Here is a 19,473-nt window from a genome sequence, read left to right on the forward strand (position 1 = left end):
AGCGGGAATGACATTGATTCTATTCCATTACTGTAACTAACCTTTCCGTGCTAGCTATAGTTTAATGCGTATCAGGATGTTCTCCTACTGTGTTAACTTCATCAATATGATTATTTGTATGTGTAGTGTTGTCGACTCCTCTCTTTAGAGTGAATTCATTTGCTGCTTCTTTGAGCTTTAACAATATGTCATGTTATGGATTTGTTATATTACTTAGAGACTTCACTGTGTGTTGTGTTTCACTAGTTGATCTAAGAAGTTCATCGCCAGATGCATAATCAGAATCATTCTCTAGTAATGGAGCATCAAATGTAGACAATAAGTTATTCAATTCATTTACAACTGTAGGTATAGTTGTATACTTATTGTCTAAATTCAGTTCGTCTATTATACGATAAGATACGTCGCTCATATTAAGTACTTGTTTAATAGATACATTTGGATCATTAATGGCATGAATCAAATCTAGACATTTTTTTACTTGTTCTAATTCTTGTTTTTTTGTAGCTAATTTTGTGCATAATTCGTTTAGTTTGAGTTTTTGAGACTTTGGGTCTATATGTGGTATTTCTTTTTCATCTTTAGCATAACTCTTTTCTAACTTTGGGAATTGTGTAGTCAATATCTTTTCAGCGTCTATACTAGTTTTACCAGTAAGTTTCTCTTGTATTGCACTAGGTAAACCTATTATTTTGTATATAGCTTTAATGTTTTTTGCTTGCACAGCTGTAAGTATCACCAAAGCATTCTCTACATCCTGTTTTGTAAACCAATAATTTTGTTGTTTAGACATAATAATATAATCCTCAATTAGTTCAACATATTACTAATAATTGATTTTGTAATACTACAAAATATACTATTCTTACCTAATATAGCTGTATCTATATTTTGTATGCTCATTTTTCAATTATTAAGATCATTAGAATTTTATTAGGTTATCGTCCTTTATAATTCGTTATAATAACCTAACTCAAGGAGAGTATATTTATTATTTAAGAATGTTCAACAGAATATTACAAAAATAAAAATTTATTTTAAAATAATAGTAATTTAAGGTTTTGCACCTAATATCATTCACATAGCTATTATCCGTTTGAAACGGATAATATTATAATTATTCAATAGGATTTAGTATTTTTTTATAGATAAATCATAAAAAAATACTAAATCCGCTTAGTGGAAAGATAATTGCTGTTATAATAGTCTATGTTTAAATATTTAAGTCTAAGTATTAGTTACATGATTAACATATCCAAACTACCTAAACTACAAGTTTTACTAAAAAAACTACATAAATTAGTTGTATATTTTTTATATAAAAGAAATATTATTATTTTAATAGGCGATAAAGGTACATTTCTTTGTGCTTTAATACACGATAAAGTTGTGGATACTTTATTTGTTCCTGCTGAAAACCAAGATAATTTAGACTCCTATAAAGAATTTTTTGGTAAATTCAAAAACTATTACGTTTTCTTCTTATTAAACGGTTCTGCATGTGAAGTACGCCATGATATAGTACCTGTACTACATTCAATAGTAAAAAGCAATCCTGTAGAAAAGTTTATAGAGGAGTATTTTTCTATAGATGATATAGTTGCTTACAATGTCTATAACATCAATACCAAATATAGTGAGGTGTGGAATACCTTGCTGGTATCTACTCCTTATACCCTACCTTTAAGTAAGCTACTTGAGAATCTTTTGGCAAGTAAGAGGCAAAAGTTTGGTGGGATTTATTTTTTAGCTTTGGAATGGAAACCAATTATAGATAAAATTGTAAAAAATGTTGAAAATAATAAGTATAGTGAATATTTACAAATTTTTGTATGTATTTTAAGTACAAACGGTATTAAACTTGTTGTTAAACATCAAGGTAATATAATCTCAATTCAAACATTTGATTATCCAGCTGATAAGTCAGACTTATATATTCAAGGTATAATTGAACAAGAAGTGGAAGATTGTTTGATATCTTGTAAAAGTTATATTGATAGTTTAACCCTTAAAGTTTGTATAATTCTTATAGTAGACCAAAGTCTAAAGTTATTATTAGAACAATCCAATTTTGGTGAACATCCAGTAATATGTAAGTCTAGCAGTGCATTAGGTGATAATAGCAAATTTTCAGATGCAATGGTTGTCAAGTTATTTAATGAACAAAAAAGCTTTCTAGCCTCTAACAAATATTTAGAATCCATAGCTAAACTCAATATTATCAGTTCTTTAATTTTCAAACCATTTATCACTATAATAATAGTATTGATATTTGCTGCATGTGCTATCAAAATTAAAACCGTAGCAAATTATAGAAAATTGGATCTTTTAAATTCACACTATTTTAGTGCTGAACAAGATTATTATAATGTTAAGCAAGCCTATCCATATATTCAAAATACCACTAATTTAGCTGATTTATACGTATTTGAAGCATTATTGCAAATCCCCGTACCAACGCCATTTAACTCGTTAGAAAAGTTTTTAACAACTTTACCACCTAATCTGCACCTAGAGGAGATTAAATGGCAAAGGTCGGATCTAGATAATACGTTATTATCATCTAATCAGTATATAAAAATCGAGATATTATTAAAATTTATCGTTAGTGATATGCTAGTTGAAGATGCTACTCAGCTCTTAAAACAAGAAATTGCAAATTTTAGTAAAATATTTAGCAATATGGATATTAATTTTACGATATTTACTGATCAAATATTAGAGTTACCTAATAGAGTAGTAATACCTGCTGAGGTTATTATTACTAGGAAAAAAGGATAAGAGATGCTTAAAAATTTTATTGTTCATCTAAAAAATGTTATATTCTTTAAGTTTATTATGTGTTGTCTGTGTATTTCTACTATTTTATGGTTGCTGCAAAGTATTAATAAAGATTATATGGAATCAATTGCCAAGAATCAAAATATAGAAGAATCTCTAGCTCAAGAAACGTTAAAGTTGTATTCTATAATAAATTCCAAACATAAAATACTAGAAACTTATGCAAGATATTCAAAACTATTATCTATTTCTGCTAGACAAAATTGTTTAGAACGAGCAAGGTTAATAACAACAATTAATAGTTTCTCAAAAAAATACAACTTAAATGAGCCTATTACTATATCAATTAAACAAGAATTCTTTAGTGGTATTAACCCAATGGTAGGAACAAAGCAGGATACTATAAGGATAAAGAATTATGATGTTTACATAAGATTTGCCACTAAAGATTTTGCAACTTTCTTGACAATTATAAGAGAAATCTACTCTTGTATGCCGGAGAATACTATTGTACTATCTATAGACATAAAGAAAGAAGATGTATTAGAACCTAAGGTTGTTTATAAACTATCAACAGAAAGAACACCTGATATGATATTTACAAAACTTAACATGCGTATAAGAGAAATAACGGCAAATAAGTAATTGTAATCTCAAGTAGTTATCGTATATTGTTTATAACAAAATTATTAATAAATCTTAGAGAAGTATATGAATATTGTTGTAAAAAAGTTAGTAAGAGTTATCATTATTTTAAATATTATTTTTATTGCAGAAGTGACGATGGCTAGTAATTCCTCATCAAAAGAAACAAAAGATTATATCGCTACTAGTCAATATTACCATAATTTGATATCCAGTAACGATATGGCAGAGCTTAATATGTTTTTAAGTTTATTACCCAAAGGAGGGGAGCTTCATCATCATTTTAGTGGAGCTATATATGCCGAAAATTATTTAGATATTATTAATAAGGCTGGTTTTTGTATAGATAAAAATAGCTATCACGTGCAAAAAAATAAACCAAATAAAACATGCCTTAATATTACTGCTCTCCAAGATAACTATGATCTATATACCGCTCTTTTAAGTCGCTGGTCATATGGTAGATTCTTTTACGATCCTAACTATACTCAAGAAGATGGATTAAAACATTTCTTTAATGTTTTTGGATATCTAGCCCCAATAGAAGCGGTAGATGTTAAAAGTAGTTTGACTTTGTTAAAGGCAAGAGCTAAATCAGAAAATATCGATATATTGAAACTATATTATTCCCATCTCCAACTAGTGATAATCCTGCTCTTGATAAGATTAACCAACTAACAAGTAATACAGATGATACTACTACCAATAGCGTTTTAAGCCAGGCTGTTGATGTTTTAGATAAAGATAGCATTATACAAAATGAAATCGCTCAAAATTTACGTGAAATCGTATCTAATTCCAAAGATATTGATGATGATGATTTTAGTATGCGATTTCAACCATATGTAGTACGTTTCAACAACCCATCGCTGATATTTTCTGGATTATATTCAGCGTTTTTAATGGTCAAAAATAATAGCAAATTTGTTGGAGTTAACATTGTTGGTAATGAGGCTCATCCTATTGCTTTAAGTGATTATAAGTTGCATATGAAAATGTTTCGTTTCTTAAAACAAAGATTTCCTAACGTAAAATTGTCGCTGCACGCGGGAGAGATTACTTTAGGTCAAGTTACTCCTGAAGAATTGAGTTATCATATTAATGATGCGGTTAATGTGGCAGAGGCAAACCGTATAGGACATGGTGTCGATATTATGTACGAATCTAACCCCTACCAATTAATAAGTACATTATTAAACAAAAATATACTTGTAGAAATTAATTTGACTAGTAATGAAGCGTTAGGAGTACAAGGTGATGATCATCCAGTGAGACTTTATATGCGGTATGGAGTACCAATTGCAATTTCTACTGATGATCCAGGGGTGTCACGTAATAATTTAACAGATGAATATTTAAAATTTGTCACTCGCTATAAACCATCTTATGATAAGCTAAAAGAAATAGTGTCTAATAGTATTAAATATTCTTTCTTAACAGAAGACGAAAAAACTAAGCAAATTGACTTACTAAATAAAAAATTTATTTCTTTTGAGGATAAGATAGCCTCATTTATAAAAAAACACTCTCATGTTAAAAAATAAAGAGCCAAAGACTAATGAACATCTTTAGCAGTATAAACATTTCTATATGTAAAAAAAGAATAAGTGAAGAGTTATTTAATAATATAACAAAACATGCGTGTTTAACACTTGCTAATATAATAGTTATTGATTACGAAATTAGACTTAAATCAACACCTGAGATTGATGTCCATATAAGTAATTGTATTGGTAAATTAAGAGTTTTCCTCGGTCAGAAGGTTATTACGGATGATAGTTTTTCAACAGTTTTAATGTTATTTTCGGTAGCAATCTCTCCTGATGAATATCAAGATGGAGATAATATTCTAAACAAATCAGAAGATATAATAATTGATACACTAATAAGTACAAATTTTGCTAAGGCAAATTCTGAAGAGAGAAAAGTAATAAAACAAGTGTTAAAAGATTTACTGGCAGCAAGGAATAGTTATGAATTAACAAATTTTATACAGCTTGAACCAAAGATATTTTGTACAACGGTAATGCATGCGGTAAAAAAATATCAAAACCCAAAGGAAGTCAGCACTAATGCTAGATTAGAAATTAATAGAATAGTAAATGTTGCAGTAAAACATAATAAGAAAATTGAAATATTTAAACAAGCAACTAGTAAAATTATAACTGCTATTTCTGTTCTAGCAGTTGGGGCTATCAGTGTTGCAACAGCTGGTGCCACATTTGCTTTTATGGTAGTACCAGCTTCTATTCTAGCAATAGAATATGCTCCCAAAATCGGCGAAAAAATTGGCGGGGTAATTCTGAGTCGGGATAAATCCATGAATGTGCAAGAAGGAAGAATTACCGCTCTAAAAACTAATTTATGGAAAAATAATAAGGATTTCTTGTCTCAACAGCAGGCAGTAGAGCGTAATGTATCCATGCAAGAATTAGATAGTCAAATAAAATCGGTAGTCAATCTAAAATCTAACAAATTAAATATAATAAAAGATCAGGTATCGGTTAACTTACCTAGTAAAAAGTCTTTACAAAATAACAAAAATAGCAAATCTTCAGGACAAATTAAACAAAGGTAACAATATGCTAGTAACTTGGATTCTCCTTATATTTGCAGGATTATTTGAGGTAGGTTTCTCTATATCGCTGAAGTTGTCAGAGGGTTTTACCAAAGTAAAACCCATTATAGCTTTTATTATTTTTTCTATATTGAGTTTTGTTTGTCTAAGTAAAACTCTAGATAAACTTCCTCTTGGTACTGCTTATCTTATATGGACTGGTATCGGAGCTGTAGGAACAGTAATAGTAGGGATGGTATGTTTTAACGAGCCATACTCTGCCATGCGAGTTTTCTTTATTACGACTATGGTAATTTCTATGATAGGGCTTAAGTTGTCTTAAACTTATGATCAGGCTTATTTATCCTAAATTTTGGCGCACCAAGAACATTATAGCATATTTATTATTACCACTAAGTTGGTTATATCTTTTTGCTAGTTATTTAAGAAAAATAATTGCACGCCCTATAATATTTCCTTGTAAAGTAATTTGTGTCGGTAATATAAGCATTGGAGGTACTGGTAAAACTCAAATAGTGATCTTCCTTGCGAAAATGTTGAAGGCTATTAATATTGATTTTATAATTATTACTAAAGGTTATGGCAGTAAACTGCAAACGGCATTGTTAGTTGAACCACATCATACAGCACTAGATGTCGGAGATGAAGCAGTAATGCTATTAAAATATGGTCAAGTCATAGCTAGCAAAAAAATTCAATATATACTGCCTTTTATACAGAGAATTAAGCCAAAGGTGATTATAGTAGATGATGCAATGCAGAATCCTAATTTTTATAAGGATATTGTTATTCTGTCAGTTGATGCTGACAGGTTATTTGGTAACGAATTGTTAATTCCAGCCGGTCCTTTGCGTGAGTATCCTAAACAAGCTATTGAAAAAACGGATATAGTCATTCTTGTCGGTTCGACTAATAGACTTCTTGCAGAATTCGCTGCTGTTGAGGAATTTATAGGAGACACGGAACGGAAAACCGCAGCGTACTCTAGTGTGCGTGAGGATTTGAGTACCGGATCGACGTATAAATTACCAACAGAAGTAGAATTATGCAAGAAGTCTAATGTTGCTCCTTTTCTCTTACATAAGGAGCTTCCCTTTTTTCAAGCCCAAATAGTTCCAACTATAGACATAGATAAAACAAAGAGATATTTTGCCTTTAGTGGTATAGGTAATCCTGAACGGTTTTTTTCTACATTAGAAAATTATGGATTGCAGTTAGTAGGTAATAAAATTTTTCCGGACCATCATCAATATCGTGAAGAAGATTTAGACTATTTAAAAGAACAATCAGAAAAATCTAATTCTCTTCTAATAACAACTAGAAAAGATTACGTAAAAATATGTGATACTGACTTGTCAGTAATATGTTGTGATGTACATTTATTACTAAATAATCAAAAATTATTAGCAGATTTAATATATGAAAAAATTCTTTAAAAATATTAAGTATTTGCTTGAGTATTTTTTCGTTTTAATAGTACTAAAGATATTAGGAACATTTGGTATCGACAAATCTGTACAAATTTGTCGGTATATAGTAAGGAAAATAGGTCCTCTATTGCCAGTCAATAAAATTGCAAAAGAAAATATTCAAAATATTTTTGGCAAGAATCAGACAAATGGTCTAAGCATGGAGACTCAAGCAATCATTGATCAAGTATGGGATAATTTCGGCAGTTTTATAGGAGAATTCCCATATGTTAATAATATGTCAGAGGAAGAATTATCTAGAAGGGTAGAAATAATCGGGCTTGATAATATAATAGAATTTCAGAAATCACAGCAACCTTTCGTATTATTTACAGGGCATTTTGCTAATTGGGATTTTGCACTTAAAATTATAAATAAATTTTATCCTAAATTTGCTATTATCTATCGTAAATTAAATAATCCTTATATTGATAAGCTGATTAATGATAGGCGTAAAACTAGTGATATAAAGCTAATTCCAAAAGGAGAAAAGGGTGCAAGATATCTCATATCTGCAATCAAATCAGGATATGCAATTGGCATGCTTGTAGATCAAAAAATGAATAATGGCATTGAAGTACCATTTTTAGACCAACCGGCCATGACTGCTCACGCAATTGCTAAAATTGCCTTACAATTCGGCTACCCGATTATACCATTACAAGTGGTTCGCACTAATAGTAATAACAGTTATTTTAAAGCTATTATCCATCCACCAATACAATTACAAAAAACTAATAATAGTAAAACAGATTGTTATAATATAATGTTTACCATTAACCAAATTTTAGGTAATTGGGTTAAAGAAAATCCAGCCCAATGGTTTTGGTTTCATAATAGATGGAAGAAGAATAACTATGCCTCAAATGACAAAATCTGCAAATAATAACATGTAGCCGAAAATGTAAATTTAATAAGTACTGGCTAAAAGTTTTTTTGCAAAAAAAGTATGGCTAAAAACCATATAGTAATCAAACATATCCAAAGCCCACCTCTAATGTCATATGTACGCTTGATTAGGATTTTTAGAGCATCTTCAGTTTTTTTAGCTTCTCTTATACACTCTGATCTCATGGCAACTATGTAACCTGATATAGTCATAATCTTGCTATATAGTTGTTTTAGATCTTTATCATTAAAATCATTTTGCATAAAACCCTCTTATACCAATTGCAATAATTAACACGGTGTATTTATCCAGTCTCTATACATAATTGATTTTACTAAATCTACATTATGAGCAAGTTGATTCCAAGCGTAACAAGCCATAGTGACGATATCTTCATATACACCATAACATTGGTTAGACAAGTAATGATTCTTGATCCATTCCCAAACTTGTTCCATTGCATTAAGTTCCGGTGCATAGGGCGGAAGCGGTATCAAAGTGATATTGCTTGGCACAGTTAGTTTTTTGGCTGTGTGCCAACCTGCATTATCCGTTAGTAAAGCTATATGTCGGTTGCCTTGAATACTGCGAGAAAGGTCTTCTAAGAATTTATTGTCCCACTTTGGGAGAAAAACCCCGCACTTGCAGTGCGTCGTTTCAACATAAATTTTAAATATCTTATCAAGAAAAGATAAGATAAGATATTTTTTAACAAAATCTTACACTTCACAGATATATTCTTTTTGTGTTGTGACACTTTCTAAATGAGCCATACACAAATAGTTTCTAACTTTTAAGTTAGTACATACATGAGGCATTCATGCCGTAATATTAAGCTCTGCACTTGCAGTGCAGAGTGGTTAACTCATTGCCTGTGTGTTTGCATATGGTAAAATTAATGCAAAAGCTTCTCCTGTATCATGGCAAGCAGCTCCATAAATATATGTTGAAATGAATTGCTGTTGCCGAACTTTACGGGGTCTAGTGCCACGCTTAGCCCATATACGAGTTAAGCTACCTTGTTGCCCAACTCGAGTTTCATCCTGAGACCATATATCAACTTTACATCTATCGATATTTTTTGGTAATAATTCTGTTAACATATCTGGAAAGTTTTTTTATATGTATTTTGAGTCTCTTGATTTGACTTTGGATGCATTGAACGAGAAGTAATCCAGCTAAAACCAAGGCGGTGCATAGTATTGTAGACTGTTTTTAACGCACATTTAGCACCATATTCCTCAAGTAACATGATATGTAACTCCTTTCCAGTTATATACCCACCAGTTTTACTTTCACTGAGCGTATTGATTTTATCAAAAAGAGCAGACTCTTGTATAGTGTGAATCTTCCTAGGGGCACCGCTTCTTTGTGATTCAAATAATCCTTCAAAACCATGATTCCTAAATCTTCTGAGCCATGATTGCACAGTTTTCCAGTGTGACTTCACTATTGCAGATATGGCTTTAAAAGATTTGCCTAATTGAAGGTGATACATCGCCAATAAACGTATACGATTTCGACCATGCGGCTCATGTTTCATCATTTTTATAAAATCATGACCTTCAAAACCTTGCGGTAATATTAACCTAGCTATTTGATTACCTTTTATCAGTTAAAAACCCATTTTATAACACTGCGTTAATTATTGCAATTGGTATTACTATGATTGTAGGTAAAATATTCCTATTCATTATTAGATAGGGTAGTTGAGGTTGCATTTTTAAAAAGAAAGTTGCTAAATAAGCAAGAATAAATTTGATTACTGGGCAAATATTGTATATATTCATAAGGCATTTCCTTTTATGATTGAGGTTTTGTGCTTAACTAACAATTTAGTATTATTTCGTTTTTATTCAACTTACCTGTATTTGTAGTAGTTGAATTTATGTACTGAATAGTTTGAGTTTTTAAAGTTTATCTTACTAAATAATTCCTTGGTTCATTTAGTAAGATAAACAACTTTACTGTGACAATTTTTTGTTGTCAAGAAAAAACCGTTTTTCACGGATCAATTTTATAAAAAAATATTTACAATGGGCTGGTTTGAAAATCTAAAAGAATTCCTTCGGAATAAAATGGAAGAAAAACAACTGAAGGCTAGTGATCTTGCTGGACTTGCGGGCATTCCTATAACTACTATGAGAGGGATGTTGAGTAATCGACGTCCTGAAATAAAAAACATAATCAAACTTGCAAATCATTTGGAGTGCACTATGGATGAAATGTGCGGCAGAGACAAATTTGTCTCTGCCGAAAAGCAACAATATGCTCAACTATCTCTAGAAGCATTAAGTGGTAATTTGAAGAGTTTTATCACCGACAAGATGAATAAAAACCAAATGACTCAATACGAATTAGGACTGGAAGTTAGTGGTAGTCCAGACGGCTTTCGAGCTTTTTTAAGAGAAGATGATAATAAACAAAAAATGCTAAGTACTGGAGCAGTTATAGCTCTTGCTGATCATTTGGACTGCTCTATTGATGAAATGCTAGGTAGAACTTCGCAGCGCGAAAAAGAGCAACAAGTTCTAAAAGCCGCTCAACTGATTGGGAAATCTATGGGTGATATATCACCTAAAGCTCTGACTACAGATAATGTTGCTCCCAGCCATGTGAGTTCTTTAATTAAGAAATCGCCTAATAGGAGTAGAGGGTAATAAATCTCTTTCGATGATAATTTAATGCAAGAACGTATTAGCAATATTAGGGGTCTTTTCGCTAAGTATAAAATAGATGCCTATATAATACCGTCTAATGATCAATATCTTAGCGAGTATGTTCATGAAAGTGCTAAACGACTGCAATATATAACCAACTTTAGCGGATCCAATGGTATTGCGGTGATCTGCAAAGATAAGGCGGTATTTTTTACAGATGGTCGTTATCTAGAACAAAGTAAGCGTGAACTAGATCCAAAAATTTTTGAGATTTTTGATATTAAAGATTTACCCTATTTTCCTTGGGATGATTATTTAGGTAATGATGGTATATTAGGATATGATGCGAAACTTTTCACTAATGTTAAGTTAAAAATATTTTCTAAAATAAAACCTCGTTTACATAAAGTATCTAATAATTTAGTAGATCAAATTTGGCGTAATAGACCGGCTGAGCCATCATCAAAAATATATATTTATGATGATAAGTTTGCTGGTCAATCGTATAGTGATAAAATTACCATGTGTCGTAATCTACTCACTAAATATTCTGCAGATACCATGATTGTTACTGCAGCAGATTCAATATGCTGGTTATTAAATCTTAGAGCAAGTGACATTCCATATTCACCATTGATGCTTGGTATAGTCCTAATCACTAAGGACCAACTATATTTATTTACTAATCCAAATAGGGTGGACCAAGATATTATACTTGCTCGTCCTCATGTAACTATCTTACCTTCTGCACAATTTGCTGATATATTGAGTCAAGCTAATAAAGTCCTAATTGACGAAAACTTCACTTCCAATTATATCATAGATTTGCTAAGCACTAAGATAATAGAAAAAATAAATGATCCTTGTCAATTAGCTAAAGCCCATAAAAACGATATTGAAATTAACCATGCAATTAATTCCCATATTAAGGATGCGGTGGCACTATGTGAATTCTTTGCATATTTATTCGAACTACCAAATTTGCAAGATCAAACTGAATATGATTTAGGAGCAATATTAACAGAGTTTAGATTTAAGCAAGATCAATATGTTATGGATAGCTTCCCGACTATATGTGGCTTTAAGGAAAATAGTGCTATAATTCATTACCGAGCAACAAGCACAGGGGCAAAGAAAATCTTAGGTAAAGGCATATTATTAATTGATTCTGGTGGGCAATATAAAGGTTGTACTACTGATGTAACTAGGACTTTTGCTATAGGTGGGTATCCTAGCAAAGAACAAAAATTACGTTATACTCAAGTTCTTAAGGGGCATATTGCTTTGTCGATGATTAAGTTTCCAGTTAATCTTATTACTGGAGGTAATTTAGATGTGCTAGCTAGGCAGTTTTTATGGAGAGATGGACAAGATTACCCACATGGTACAGGTCATGGTGTTGGTAGCTTCTTAAGTGTTCATGAAGGACCACAAAATATTAGTTTACGCAGTAACATTATTTTAGAACCTAGTATGATTGTATCCAACGAGCCAGGTTATTATAAAACAAACGAATTTGGTATTAGAATAGAAAATCTGATGTATGTCAAAAATGCTTCACAGGATGAAAATTATCTAGAGTTTGATACTCTCACCCTTGTTCCTTATGCAAAAGATTTAATAGATCGCAGAATGCTAAACGCAGATGAGGTAAATTATATAGAACAATACTATCAAAAAATTAAACAACAAGTTTATCCTCTACTTTCAGTTAGAGGACAGAAATGGTTAAGTAATCAATTACTTTTCTAGTCGCTCCGCCAAAACTCTACAAGCCTTATAGACAAAGGGGTTTTAAGGCAAAAAGTAATAGTAAAATCCATAAGAAAATGAAGGGTTTTATATCAAAAGCTTATGGAAATACAAAAAAATGGTAACGAGCAAATTGAGTATGTTTTGGGAAATAGGGTGTTTTTGATACAAAAACTTGAAATTAGCTCTCGAAATCATAATAATTTAGTCTAAAATCATACAATTTTTGGAAATTAGTGCCACAAGTAGTATTTTTTTGAGTTTTGGCGGACGGACTTTCTAGCTTGTTGATTTCTTCAATACTCAAACCGGTAATCTTGGCTATATACTCAGACGTCATATTTTCTTTAAGTAAAATTTTAGCTATAGCTTTTTTCTTTTCGCCTCTAGCCTCACCTCTAGCTTCACCTCTAGTTTCAGCAGCTTTTTCAGCTTGTTCGATTTTGAACTGCTCTACTGCTAGATTATCTAGTTGGGTTTTGGTTATATGATCATAGGTATTTAACTCTTCTTCCGTCCAAGAGCCTTGATCTATTGCTTGGAAAGCTCTTTTAATGATAATATCGTGACCAATTAAATGCTCCATTTCTACTAAAGTACTATGATGGGCATGTTTAAAGAAATACATCCATTTTTCTTCAATATTCTCTAACTGATCAATGGTTTTATGGAATTTTTTTAGTTCAGCAAAGATGAAGTAAAAATCCTTAAGATCATGCTCATAACTTTTGGAATCTAACAATCTATGGGTTGATTTCCAATCTTTCTTGTCAGGAAACATGATAAAATCAGCAATAGCCAAAAATATCACTCCTTTAAGCTTAGCATATACTGCTAATTTTTTATGATTTTCATCTTCTTTAAGTATTTGCTGTGAATAGGCTTTAGCCGCATAAAATTGAGCTCTTTTCTCAAATCCCTTATGTTCGCCAACCTGCATTTCAACAATTACTTGCGTGCCATTTTGGTCTTTACACAAAACATCTACTATAGATTGCCGATATGCTGCAATAGCAGGGTCTTGTATGGTTTTAAGAAAACTAACCTCAATAATTTGATCTTTTCCCTGATATCCCAAAATATCATTAAGGAAGTGAATTAATATATCTTTATTTTTCTCTGTACCAAAGATTTGCTTAAAGCAAAAATCATTTTTTGGATCAAGAAAACGGGAAATAGCCATAATAAATAACTTAAATATATATGATACTCATTGGTAGTATAGCAAAAAAATTCTCAAGCACTAAGTAATATACGATAATTTTTTTAAGCTATCGATAAATAATGCTTGTATACTCGGTGCACTTCAAGAATTGGCGTCGTCATGTCTAAAGATATCCGCTGCTCCGTTACTCATGTACGCTACGCTGCTCGACTTTGCTACTGTCTAGCTCTTCTTGAAGTTATACTATCGTCTAACAACTCTTCATTTACGAGCAGTATACCAAGAAGCTACTTAAAAGACATATTTTTACAACTTATACATTAGCTAGTCAATTAAAAAATATACCTAAAATTGAAATAATTATAACATTTTTTCAATTTTCAAAAAACTTGGTTAAGAAACTCATTAGGTTCTATGGAGGTTGTTATTTAATTTTGTAGATTTAGTTGACTTTTTATTATTGAATACACCATACTAAATCTCAATTGGTCCAGTAGTTAAACCATTAACAAACTGTTGCAAGTAAGGATTATCACTATTTTTTATTTCATCTTTTTTACCAAACCATAAAATCTTCCCTTTATAAATCATAGCAACCTCTTTAGCTATCATATAAGCACTATTCATATCATGAGTTATGGTGATGGTAGTAGCCTTTAGCTCTTCTTGAACTTTAATGATTAATTCATTGATGACATTAGCCATTATAGGATCAAGACCGGTAGTTGGTTCATCAAGGAAAAGAATCAACGGATCGCCACAAATAGCCCTAGCTAAAGATACTCGCTTTTGCATACCTCCGGAAAGCTCAGATGGATAAAGACCCAGTATTTTTTTAGACAAACCTACAGAATTAAGTTTAGATGCAGCTAACTCTTCTTTATTTTTTGGAGATAATTTATACAGTTTTTCAGTAAAGAATGTAATATTATCTTGAATAGTTAAAGAATCAAAAAGAGCTCCCCCCTGAAATAGAAACCCCATGGTTTCCATCATTTTAAATCTATCTTTACTTGAAATATTTACAGTTTCCACTTCATCAATAACTATACTACCCTCATCAGGCTGAATTAAACCAACTATAGTCTTTATTAACACTGATTTACCAGTTCCTGATCCCCCAAGAATTACTATTGAACTATTCCGTTTTATATCTAAGTCTATACCATCAAGTACCTTATGATCGCCGAAAGATTTATATAATGAACGTATTTTTATTTTTGATTCATCCATAATCTATTCTCAAGTCTTATACTTTAAAAAACAACTCTGTTATCAAGTAATTACTGATTAGAATAAGAACTGAAGAATTTACTACCGCGGAAGTTGTACTCGTCCCAACTCCTTTTGCTCCTGTACCTGAATAATAACCACTATAACAACTTACTATTGAGATAATAAAACCAAACACTGCTGCTTTTACCAAACCAGAAATGACATCTATTGGTTCTAAAAACTTTAAGCTATTCGTTATATAATTAAAACTATTAAAATCAAGCTTATAAACACTTACCAAATAACCACCCATTACTCCTAATATATCACCTATTAATACTAAACATGGTAATGTAATAACTGCGGCTAGTACTCTTGGAAAAACTAAATATTTTATGGGATCAGTTGACAAAGTATAAAGTGCATCTATTTGTTCAGTCACCCTCATAGTAGCTATTTCAGCAGCAATTGATGCACCAACCCTACCAGCAACCATAAGACCAGCAAGAACTGGTCCAAGCTCTCTAGTTATTGAAAGGACTACCACCGTAGCTATTGAAGTTTCAGCCGAGAAACGAGAAAAACCTGTATAACTTTGTAATGCCAGCACAGCACCGGAAAAAAAGGTAGTCATAGCTACAACTGGTAGGGAATAAAAACCTATAGACAATAACTGCTTTAACACTAAGTTGTAGTATAAAGGTTTTTTAAAAATACTAGTGACTCCCGCAACAGTAAATAGAGAAAAAGCCCCTATAGTTCTTGCAAAACCAATAGTATGTTTACCTAATAAATTAACGGTATCAAGAATCATTTTTGTATACTCTCTTATATCTGCTGCCTAGTAGAGTAAGAATTTCATAACCAATGGTATTTATTATATTCGCTATTTTATTTAAAGTACAATAATTCCCTATAATTTCAGCTTGTTGCCCTAGAAAAATTTTATTTGGTGGGAGTTCAGTAACATCAACAGTAATTGAATCCATTGATACCCTGCCAACTACAGGAGCTGAATGGGAATCAATAACTACTACCCCACAATTACTAAAAGCTCGGGGATAGCCATCAGCATAACCAAGGGGCAAGGTAGCAATTAGCCTATTACTATTTGTTTTAAAGGTCATATTGTAACCAATGTAACTTTCTGGTGGTAATTCTTGCAATTGTATTATTGGAGCAGTCAGTCTTATCGGATTATGCATTGGATTTTTAAATGTATTACCCAAAGGATTAATACCATACAATGCAGCACCAGGGCGTATTAAGTCAAAATGATATTCTTTCCCTAGAAATATACTACTAGAGTTAGCTAGACTAGCTTTGACTTTTGGGAAATATTTTAAATAATGCTTAAACTTTTTTAATTGTTGTAAATTATAAGGATCATCAACTATTTCAGATGCAGATAAATGACTTATAATATACTGCAATTCAAGACCAACTAATAGGTCAGGTTTGTCTATTATATGTTGCATTTCTGTGTCAATCATTCCTAAGCGATTCATACCAGTATCAACATGGATTGTACAAGGTAATACTTCTTTTTTAAGAGAGGCAAACTCTTGCCAAATTTCAACTTGTTTTAAACTATTAAGCACAGGAATTAAATTACTATTTCTAAATTCCTCAACATCATTGCTAAATACACCATTAAACACAAAAATATTAGATTTTTGCCCCAATACTTTACGTAATGATATTCCTTCATCAACTGAGGTTACAAAAAAACTCTGACAATTCTCCATCTGTAAGGCTGGTGCGATAGCATCAGCACCAAGTCCATAGCTGTTAGCCTTTACCACGGAGGCAATCTCTGAAGTTTTACAAATTTTAGAAATAATACGATAATTAGCACGAATTTTTGCTAAGTCTATTTCAAGTGTACATCTATCAGTATGCATAAAGTCTTAAATTCTCATGATTTTGTAGATTTTTGTAATGCTGCTATAATAATTGGAGTAACTGATATTACATGGAACTTAGATGGTAAATCAGTAGTTTCTATTGTATCAGTTATATATACGTTCATTATATCAGAATTCTGAATATTTTCTTTGGACATGCTAGAAAGCACTGGGTGAGTTATAAAAGCATTGACAGATAAAGCTCCTACTTCCATTAATAGCTTAGCTCCCTTGCACAGGGTTTCGCCACTATCAACAATATCATCAATTAATACACAATGCTTGCCGGAAACGTTACCTATTATTTCTGACATTTGGCATTTATCAGTAGACCTCTTGGTCTCTCTACTTTTATTAATAACAGCTATATTCATGTTAAAAAGCCTATTCACATCACGTACACGTACAAAACCACCAACATCTGGAGATACAATAATAGAATTATTATAAGTTTCAATAATCGGAGCAAATAAACTTATTGGATCAAGATTTTGTATTGGAATTTTAAAAAAACCCTCTAATTGCTGTGAATGCAAATCGACAGTTATTACATGATTAACACCTGCAACTTCCAACATACTCGCTACAAGACGGCTCGATAGTGGAGTAAAACTACAAGATCTACGATCTTGGCGGCTGTAACCAAAATACGGTATAACCGCAGTTACTTGTGAAGCTCCTGCTCTTTTTACCGTATCAACTAATAATAAAAGTTCCATCAAGTGGTTATTGGCTGGTCTAGAATTAGATTGTACTATAACAACATCACACTTATGCATATCTTCAAGGATTTGTACCCTTGTTTCAGTATCATCGAAAGCTGTAATATAAGTTTCCACATATTCACAATTTAGTTCCTCAGCTAAATATCTAGCTAATTTTTTATGACTAAGACCTGCAAGAATTTTCATGCTAATTATAATAATTGGTTTAAGTTTTTGTAGTATATAATAATTATAATTTGCACTAAGTGTTTTATGAAAAATATTTTTATTCAATAGCAGAAAAAATTATTAACTCTTCATTTACGAGTAGTATATCAATCTTCGTAGGTTTTATGACCTCTTTCCCAATTCATCTATTAACTTATCAAAACCACTATTACTGAGAATATTCATGAACTCTGACTGTTGAGAATTGATAAGACTAACACCTTCTGTAATAACATCTGAGACTTTTAAATTAGTTTTATCGCTTGTACCCTTTACTTGACGTACTAAGTAATTTACTTTAGCAGTTCCTATTAACATTTCTACCATAAACTCTCCTTCATCAAGAACACGCACTTGTTGAACTTTAGGTTCTTGACCATGGTAATTCTTTACTAAATCAGCATAGGCCTTGCTTACATAATTACTGTAAATTTCTGTGAATTGTTTAATTTGTTCAGGAGTTAGAGTTCTTCTATAAACACCAAGGGTGAATTTAGCCATCCAATTCATATCTAAGTTAGCTAAAATTAGCTTTTTAGTTTTAGCTATTTTGGCATCTTGATCTAAACTCTCATCATTACATACATCTAGCCCGGCTCTTATTAGTTGATTAACATAATTATCAACCGCCATTTTGTCATCAGTAGCAGAATAGGCTGACAAAGATAGACAACTTAAAATTAAGCAAACAATAATTTTTTTCATAAGTAACTACTTTTAATTAGGTTTAGGGCATTTAAATTGATTAGGATAGACAATTACCGATTCACGATTTTGATGCGTAGCTGATCTTACAGCTATGTAAGGGTCAGTAGAACTACATCCTATATAGTCAGTAAATGGTAATAATCCTAACCTAGTATGTATAACTTGTACACTAGAAACTATGATTTCAAAATCTCTATGTACCGGGTACATTATAGGATTTAAGTAACTATTTGTAAATATAGCATCTGTACTATCTCTTGCATTAGTACTACCAAAAAATGGTATGACTAAATATGGTCCAGGACCAACTCCATAGTGGGCAAAAGTGCTGCCCAAAGTTTGTTTGGTAACTCTCAATCCAATTTTATCTGCTACATCAAATAACCCACCTATACCAAACGTAGCATTGATTAAAAATCTCCACAGACTCTTCATAGTTTGATCATAATTCATTTGTAAGCCATAATTGACAACAGTCAAAGGCATACTAATATTATCTAGAAAACTATTCACTCTAACCCTAGTATAATTATTAGTAATTCGTTTATAGCCTATACTAATAGGGCGTAAGAATAGATAGTCTAAAACAGAATTAAAGGCAAAAATTTTACGATTTAGTTTCTCATAAGGGTCATAGACTTGAGCACATCCCTTACCTGCATTATAAACATACCTAAAATCTTCATCATCTTGAGTATTTTGAGTACTCGCTATTGCAATTATACTAGAAAAATTAATTAACAACAGTAATATAAATTGCTTCATGGCTTCA

At 31.4% G+C, this 19,473-nt stretch carries 23 protein-coding genes; 10 read left to right on the top strand and 13 right to left on the bottom strand.

Going from position 1 to position 19,473, the window contains the following annotated elements; translation table 11 throughout:
* Positions 1-193: 193 nt before the first annotated feature.
* On the bottom strand, positions 194-793 hold the full coding sequence (locus tag AAHN00_RS12640; RefSeq protein ID WP_342271469.1) for a hypothetical protein: 600 nt from the start codon (positions 791-793) through the stop codon (positions 194-196).
* 416 nt (positions 794-1,209) lie between these two features.
* On the opposite strand from AAHN00_RS12640, the gene AAHN00_RS12645 reads away from it, so the two are divergent.
* From AAHN00_RS12645 to AAHN00_RS12680, 8 genes are all read left to right on the top strand, one after another.
* The gene (locus tag AAHN00_RS12645) at positions 1,210-2,781 is read left to right on the top strand and encodes a hypothetical protein (RefSeq protein WP_342271470.1); all 1,572 of its coding nucleotides are present in this window, start codon (positions 1,210-1,212) and stop codon (positions 2,779-2,781) included.
* Between the two features lie 3 nt (positions 2,782-2,784).
* A complete protein-coding gene (locus AAHN00_RS12650; protein ID WP_342271471.1) occupies positions 2,785-3,426 on the top strand; it encodes a hypothetical protein in 642 nt (213 codons plus the stop codon).
* A 66-nt stretch (positions 3,427-3,492) separates the two neighbouring features.
* Positions 3,493-4,104 carry a hypothetical protein gene (locus tag AAHN00_RS12655; RefSeq protein ID WP_342271472.1) on the top strand — a complete coding sequence of 204 codons (612 nt, stop codon included), beginning with the start codon at positions 3,493-3,495 and terminating at the stop codon, positions 4,102-4,104.
* A 224-nt stretch (positions 4,105-4,328) separates the two neighbouring features.
* The gene (locus tag AAHN00_RS12660) at positions 4,329-4,970 is read left to right on the top strand and encodes a hypothetical protein (RefSeq protein ID WP_342271473.1); all 642 of its coding nucleotides are present in this window, start codon (positions 4,329-4,331) and stop codon (positions 4,968-4,970) included.
* Positions 4,971-4,984: 14 nt separating this feature from the next.
* Complete coding sequence (locus AAHN00_RS12665) at positions 4,985-6,004, top strand: RP853 family protein (RefSeq protein ID WP_342271474.1); 1,020 nt, start codon at positions 4,985-4,987, stop codon at positions 6,002-6,004.
* A 4-nt stretch (positions 6,005-6,008) separates the two neighbouring features.
* Entirely contained in the window at positions 6,009-6,326 is a 318-nt protein-coding gene (locus AAHN00_RS12670; protein WP_341755091.1) for a multidrug efflux SMR transporter, read from the top strand.
* Positions 6,327-6,330: 4 nt separating this feature from the next.
* Complete coding sequence (gene lpxK / locus AAHN00_RS12675; protein WP_342271475.1) at positions 6,331-7,440, top strand: tetraacyldisaccharide 4'-kinase; 1,110 nt, start codon at positions 6,331-6,333, stop codon at positions 7,438-7,440.
* A complete protein-coding gene (locus AAHN00_RS12680) occupies positions 7,424-8,359 on the top strand; it encodes a lipid A biosynthesis lauroyl acyltransferase (protein WP_342271476.1) in 936 nt (311 codons plus the stop codon). The genes lpxK and AAHN00_RS12680 overlap by 17 nt, the downstream gene beginning before the upstream one ends.
* 38 nt (positions 8,360-8,397) lie before the next feature.
* Here the strand turns inward: AAHN00_RS12680 and AAHN00_RS12685 are convergent, their stop codons facing one another.
* From AAHN00_RS12685 to AAHN00_RS12705, 5 genes are all read right to left on the bottom strand, one after another.
* Positions 8,398-8,625: a hypothetical protein gene (locus AAHN00_RS12685; protein WP_341747284.1), complete on the bottom strand. Its 228-nt coding sequence runs from the start codon at positions 8,623-8,625 to the stop codon at positions 8,398-8,400.
* Between the two features lie 27 nt (positions 8,626-8,652).
* Positions 8,653-9,030 carry a transposase gene (locus AAHN00_RS12690; protein WP_342272680.1) on the bottom strand — a complete coding sequence of 126 codons (378 nt, stop codon included), beginning with the start codon at positions 9,028-9,030 and terminating at the stop codon, positions 8,653-8,655.
* Positions 8,964-9,119 (bottom strand): hypothetical protein, encoded by a 156-nt coding sequence (locus AAHN00_RS12695; RefSeq protein ID WP_342271477.1) that lies wholly within the window; start codon positions 9,117-9,119, stop codon positions 8,964-8,966. Before AAHN00_RS12695 ends, AAHN00_RS12690 begins: the two co-directional genes overlap by 67 nt.
* 103 nt (positions 9,120-9,222) lie before the next feature.
* Positions 9,223-9,465, bottom strand: coding sequence for a transposase (locus AAHN00_RS12700; protein ID WP_342271051.1), 243 nt, complete (start codon positions 9,463-9,465; stop codon positions 9,223-9,225).
* Positions 9,459-9,908 carry a helix-turn-helix domain-containing protein gene (locus AAHN00_RS12705; protein WP_342271478.1) on the bottom strand — a complete coding sequence of 150 codons (450 nt, stop codon included), beginning with the start codon at positions 9,906-9,908 and terminating at the stop codon, positions 9,459-9,461. Before AAHN00_RS12705 ends, AAHN00_RS12700 begins: the two co-directional genes overlap by 7 nt.
* Positions 9,909-10,440: 532 nt before the next feature.
* Here AAHN00_RS12705 and AAHN00_RS12710 point away from each other — a divergent pair.
* Positions 10,441-11,022, top strand: coding sequence for a helix-turn-helix transcriptional regulator (locus AAHN00_RS12710; protein WP_342271479.1), 582 nt, complete (start codon positions 10,441-10,443; stop codon positions 11,020-11,022).
* A gap of 24 nt (positions 11,023-11,046) precedes the next feature.
* Complete coding sequence (locus AAHN00_RS12715; protein ID WP_342271480.1) at positions 11,047-12,774, top strand: aminopeptidase P family protein; 1,728 nt, start codon at positions 11,047-11,049, stop codon at positions 12,772-12,774.
* A 181-nt stretch (positions 12,775-12,955) separates the two neighbouring features.
* Here the strand turns inward: AAHN00_RS12715 and AAHN00_RS12720 are convergent, their stop codons facing one another.
* The 7 genes from AAHN00_RS12720 to AAHN00_RS12750 all read right to left on the bottom strand — a co-directional run bounded on the left by AAHN00_RS12720 (position 12,956) and on the right by AAHN00_RS12750 (position 19,466).
* Positions 12,956-13,957, bottom strand: a complete 1,002-nt coding sequence (locus tag AAHN00_RS12720; protein WP_342271481.1) for an Rpn family recombination-promoting nuclease/putative transposase — start codon at positions 13,955-13,957, stop codon at positions 12,956-12,958.
* Positions 13,958-14,413: 456 nt separating this feature from the next.
* Positions 14,414-15,172: an ABC transporter ATP-binding protein gene (locus AAHN00_RS12725; protein ID WP_342271482.1), complete on the bottom strand. Its 759-nt coding sequence runs from the start codon at positions 15,170-15,172 to the stop codon at positions 14,414-14,416.
* 16 nt (positions 15,173-15,188) lie between these two features.
* Entirely contained in the window at positions 15,189-15,968 is a 780-nt protein-coding gene (locus AAHN00_RS12730; RefSeq protein ID WP_342271483.1) for an ABC transporter permease, read from the bottom strand.
* On the bottom strand, positions 15,958-17,058 hold the full coding sequence (locus AAHN00_RS12735; RefSeq protein WP_342271484.1) for an alanine racemase: 1,101 nt from the start codon (positions 17,056-17,058) through the stop codon (positions 15,958-15,960). Before AAHN00_RS12735 ends, AAHN00_RS12730 begins: the two co-directional genes overlap by 11 nt.
* 14 nt (positions 17,059-17,072) lie before the next feature.
* Positions 17,073-18,059, bottom strand: a complete 987-nt coding sequence (locus AAHN00_RS12740) for a ribose-phosphate diphosphokinase (RefSeq protein ID WP_342271485.1) — start codon at positions 18,057-18,059, stop codon at positions 17,073-17,075.
* Between the two features lie 57 nt (positions 18,060-18,116).
* Positions 18,117-18,698, bottom strand: coding sequence for a phospholipid-binding protein MlaC (locus tag AAHN00_RS12745; RefSeq protein WP_342271486.1), 582 nt, complete (start codon positions 18,696-18,698; stop codon positions 18,117-18,119).
* A gap of 12 nt (positions 18,699-18,710) precedes the next feature.
* Positions 18,711-19,466 carry a VacJ family lipoprotein gene (locus tag AAHN00_RS12750; RefSeq protein ID WP_342271487.1) on the bottom strand — a complete coding sequence of 252 codons (756 nt, stop codon included), beginning with the start codon at positions 19,464-19,466 and terminating at the stop codon, positions 18,711-18,713.
* Between the last annotated feature and the right edge of the window lie 7 nt (positions 19,467-19,473).

Source organism: Candidatus Tisiphia endosymbiont of Parasteatoda lunata (assembly GCF_964030955.1).
In the GTDB taxonomy this organism is placed as follows: domain Bacteria; phylum Pseudomonadota; class Alphaproteobacteria; order Rickettsiales; family Rickettsiaceae; genus Tisiphia.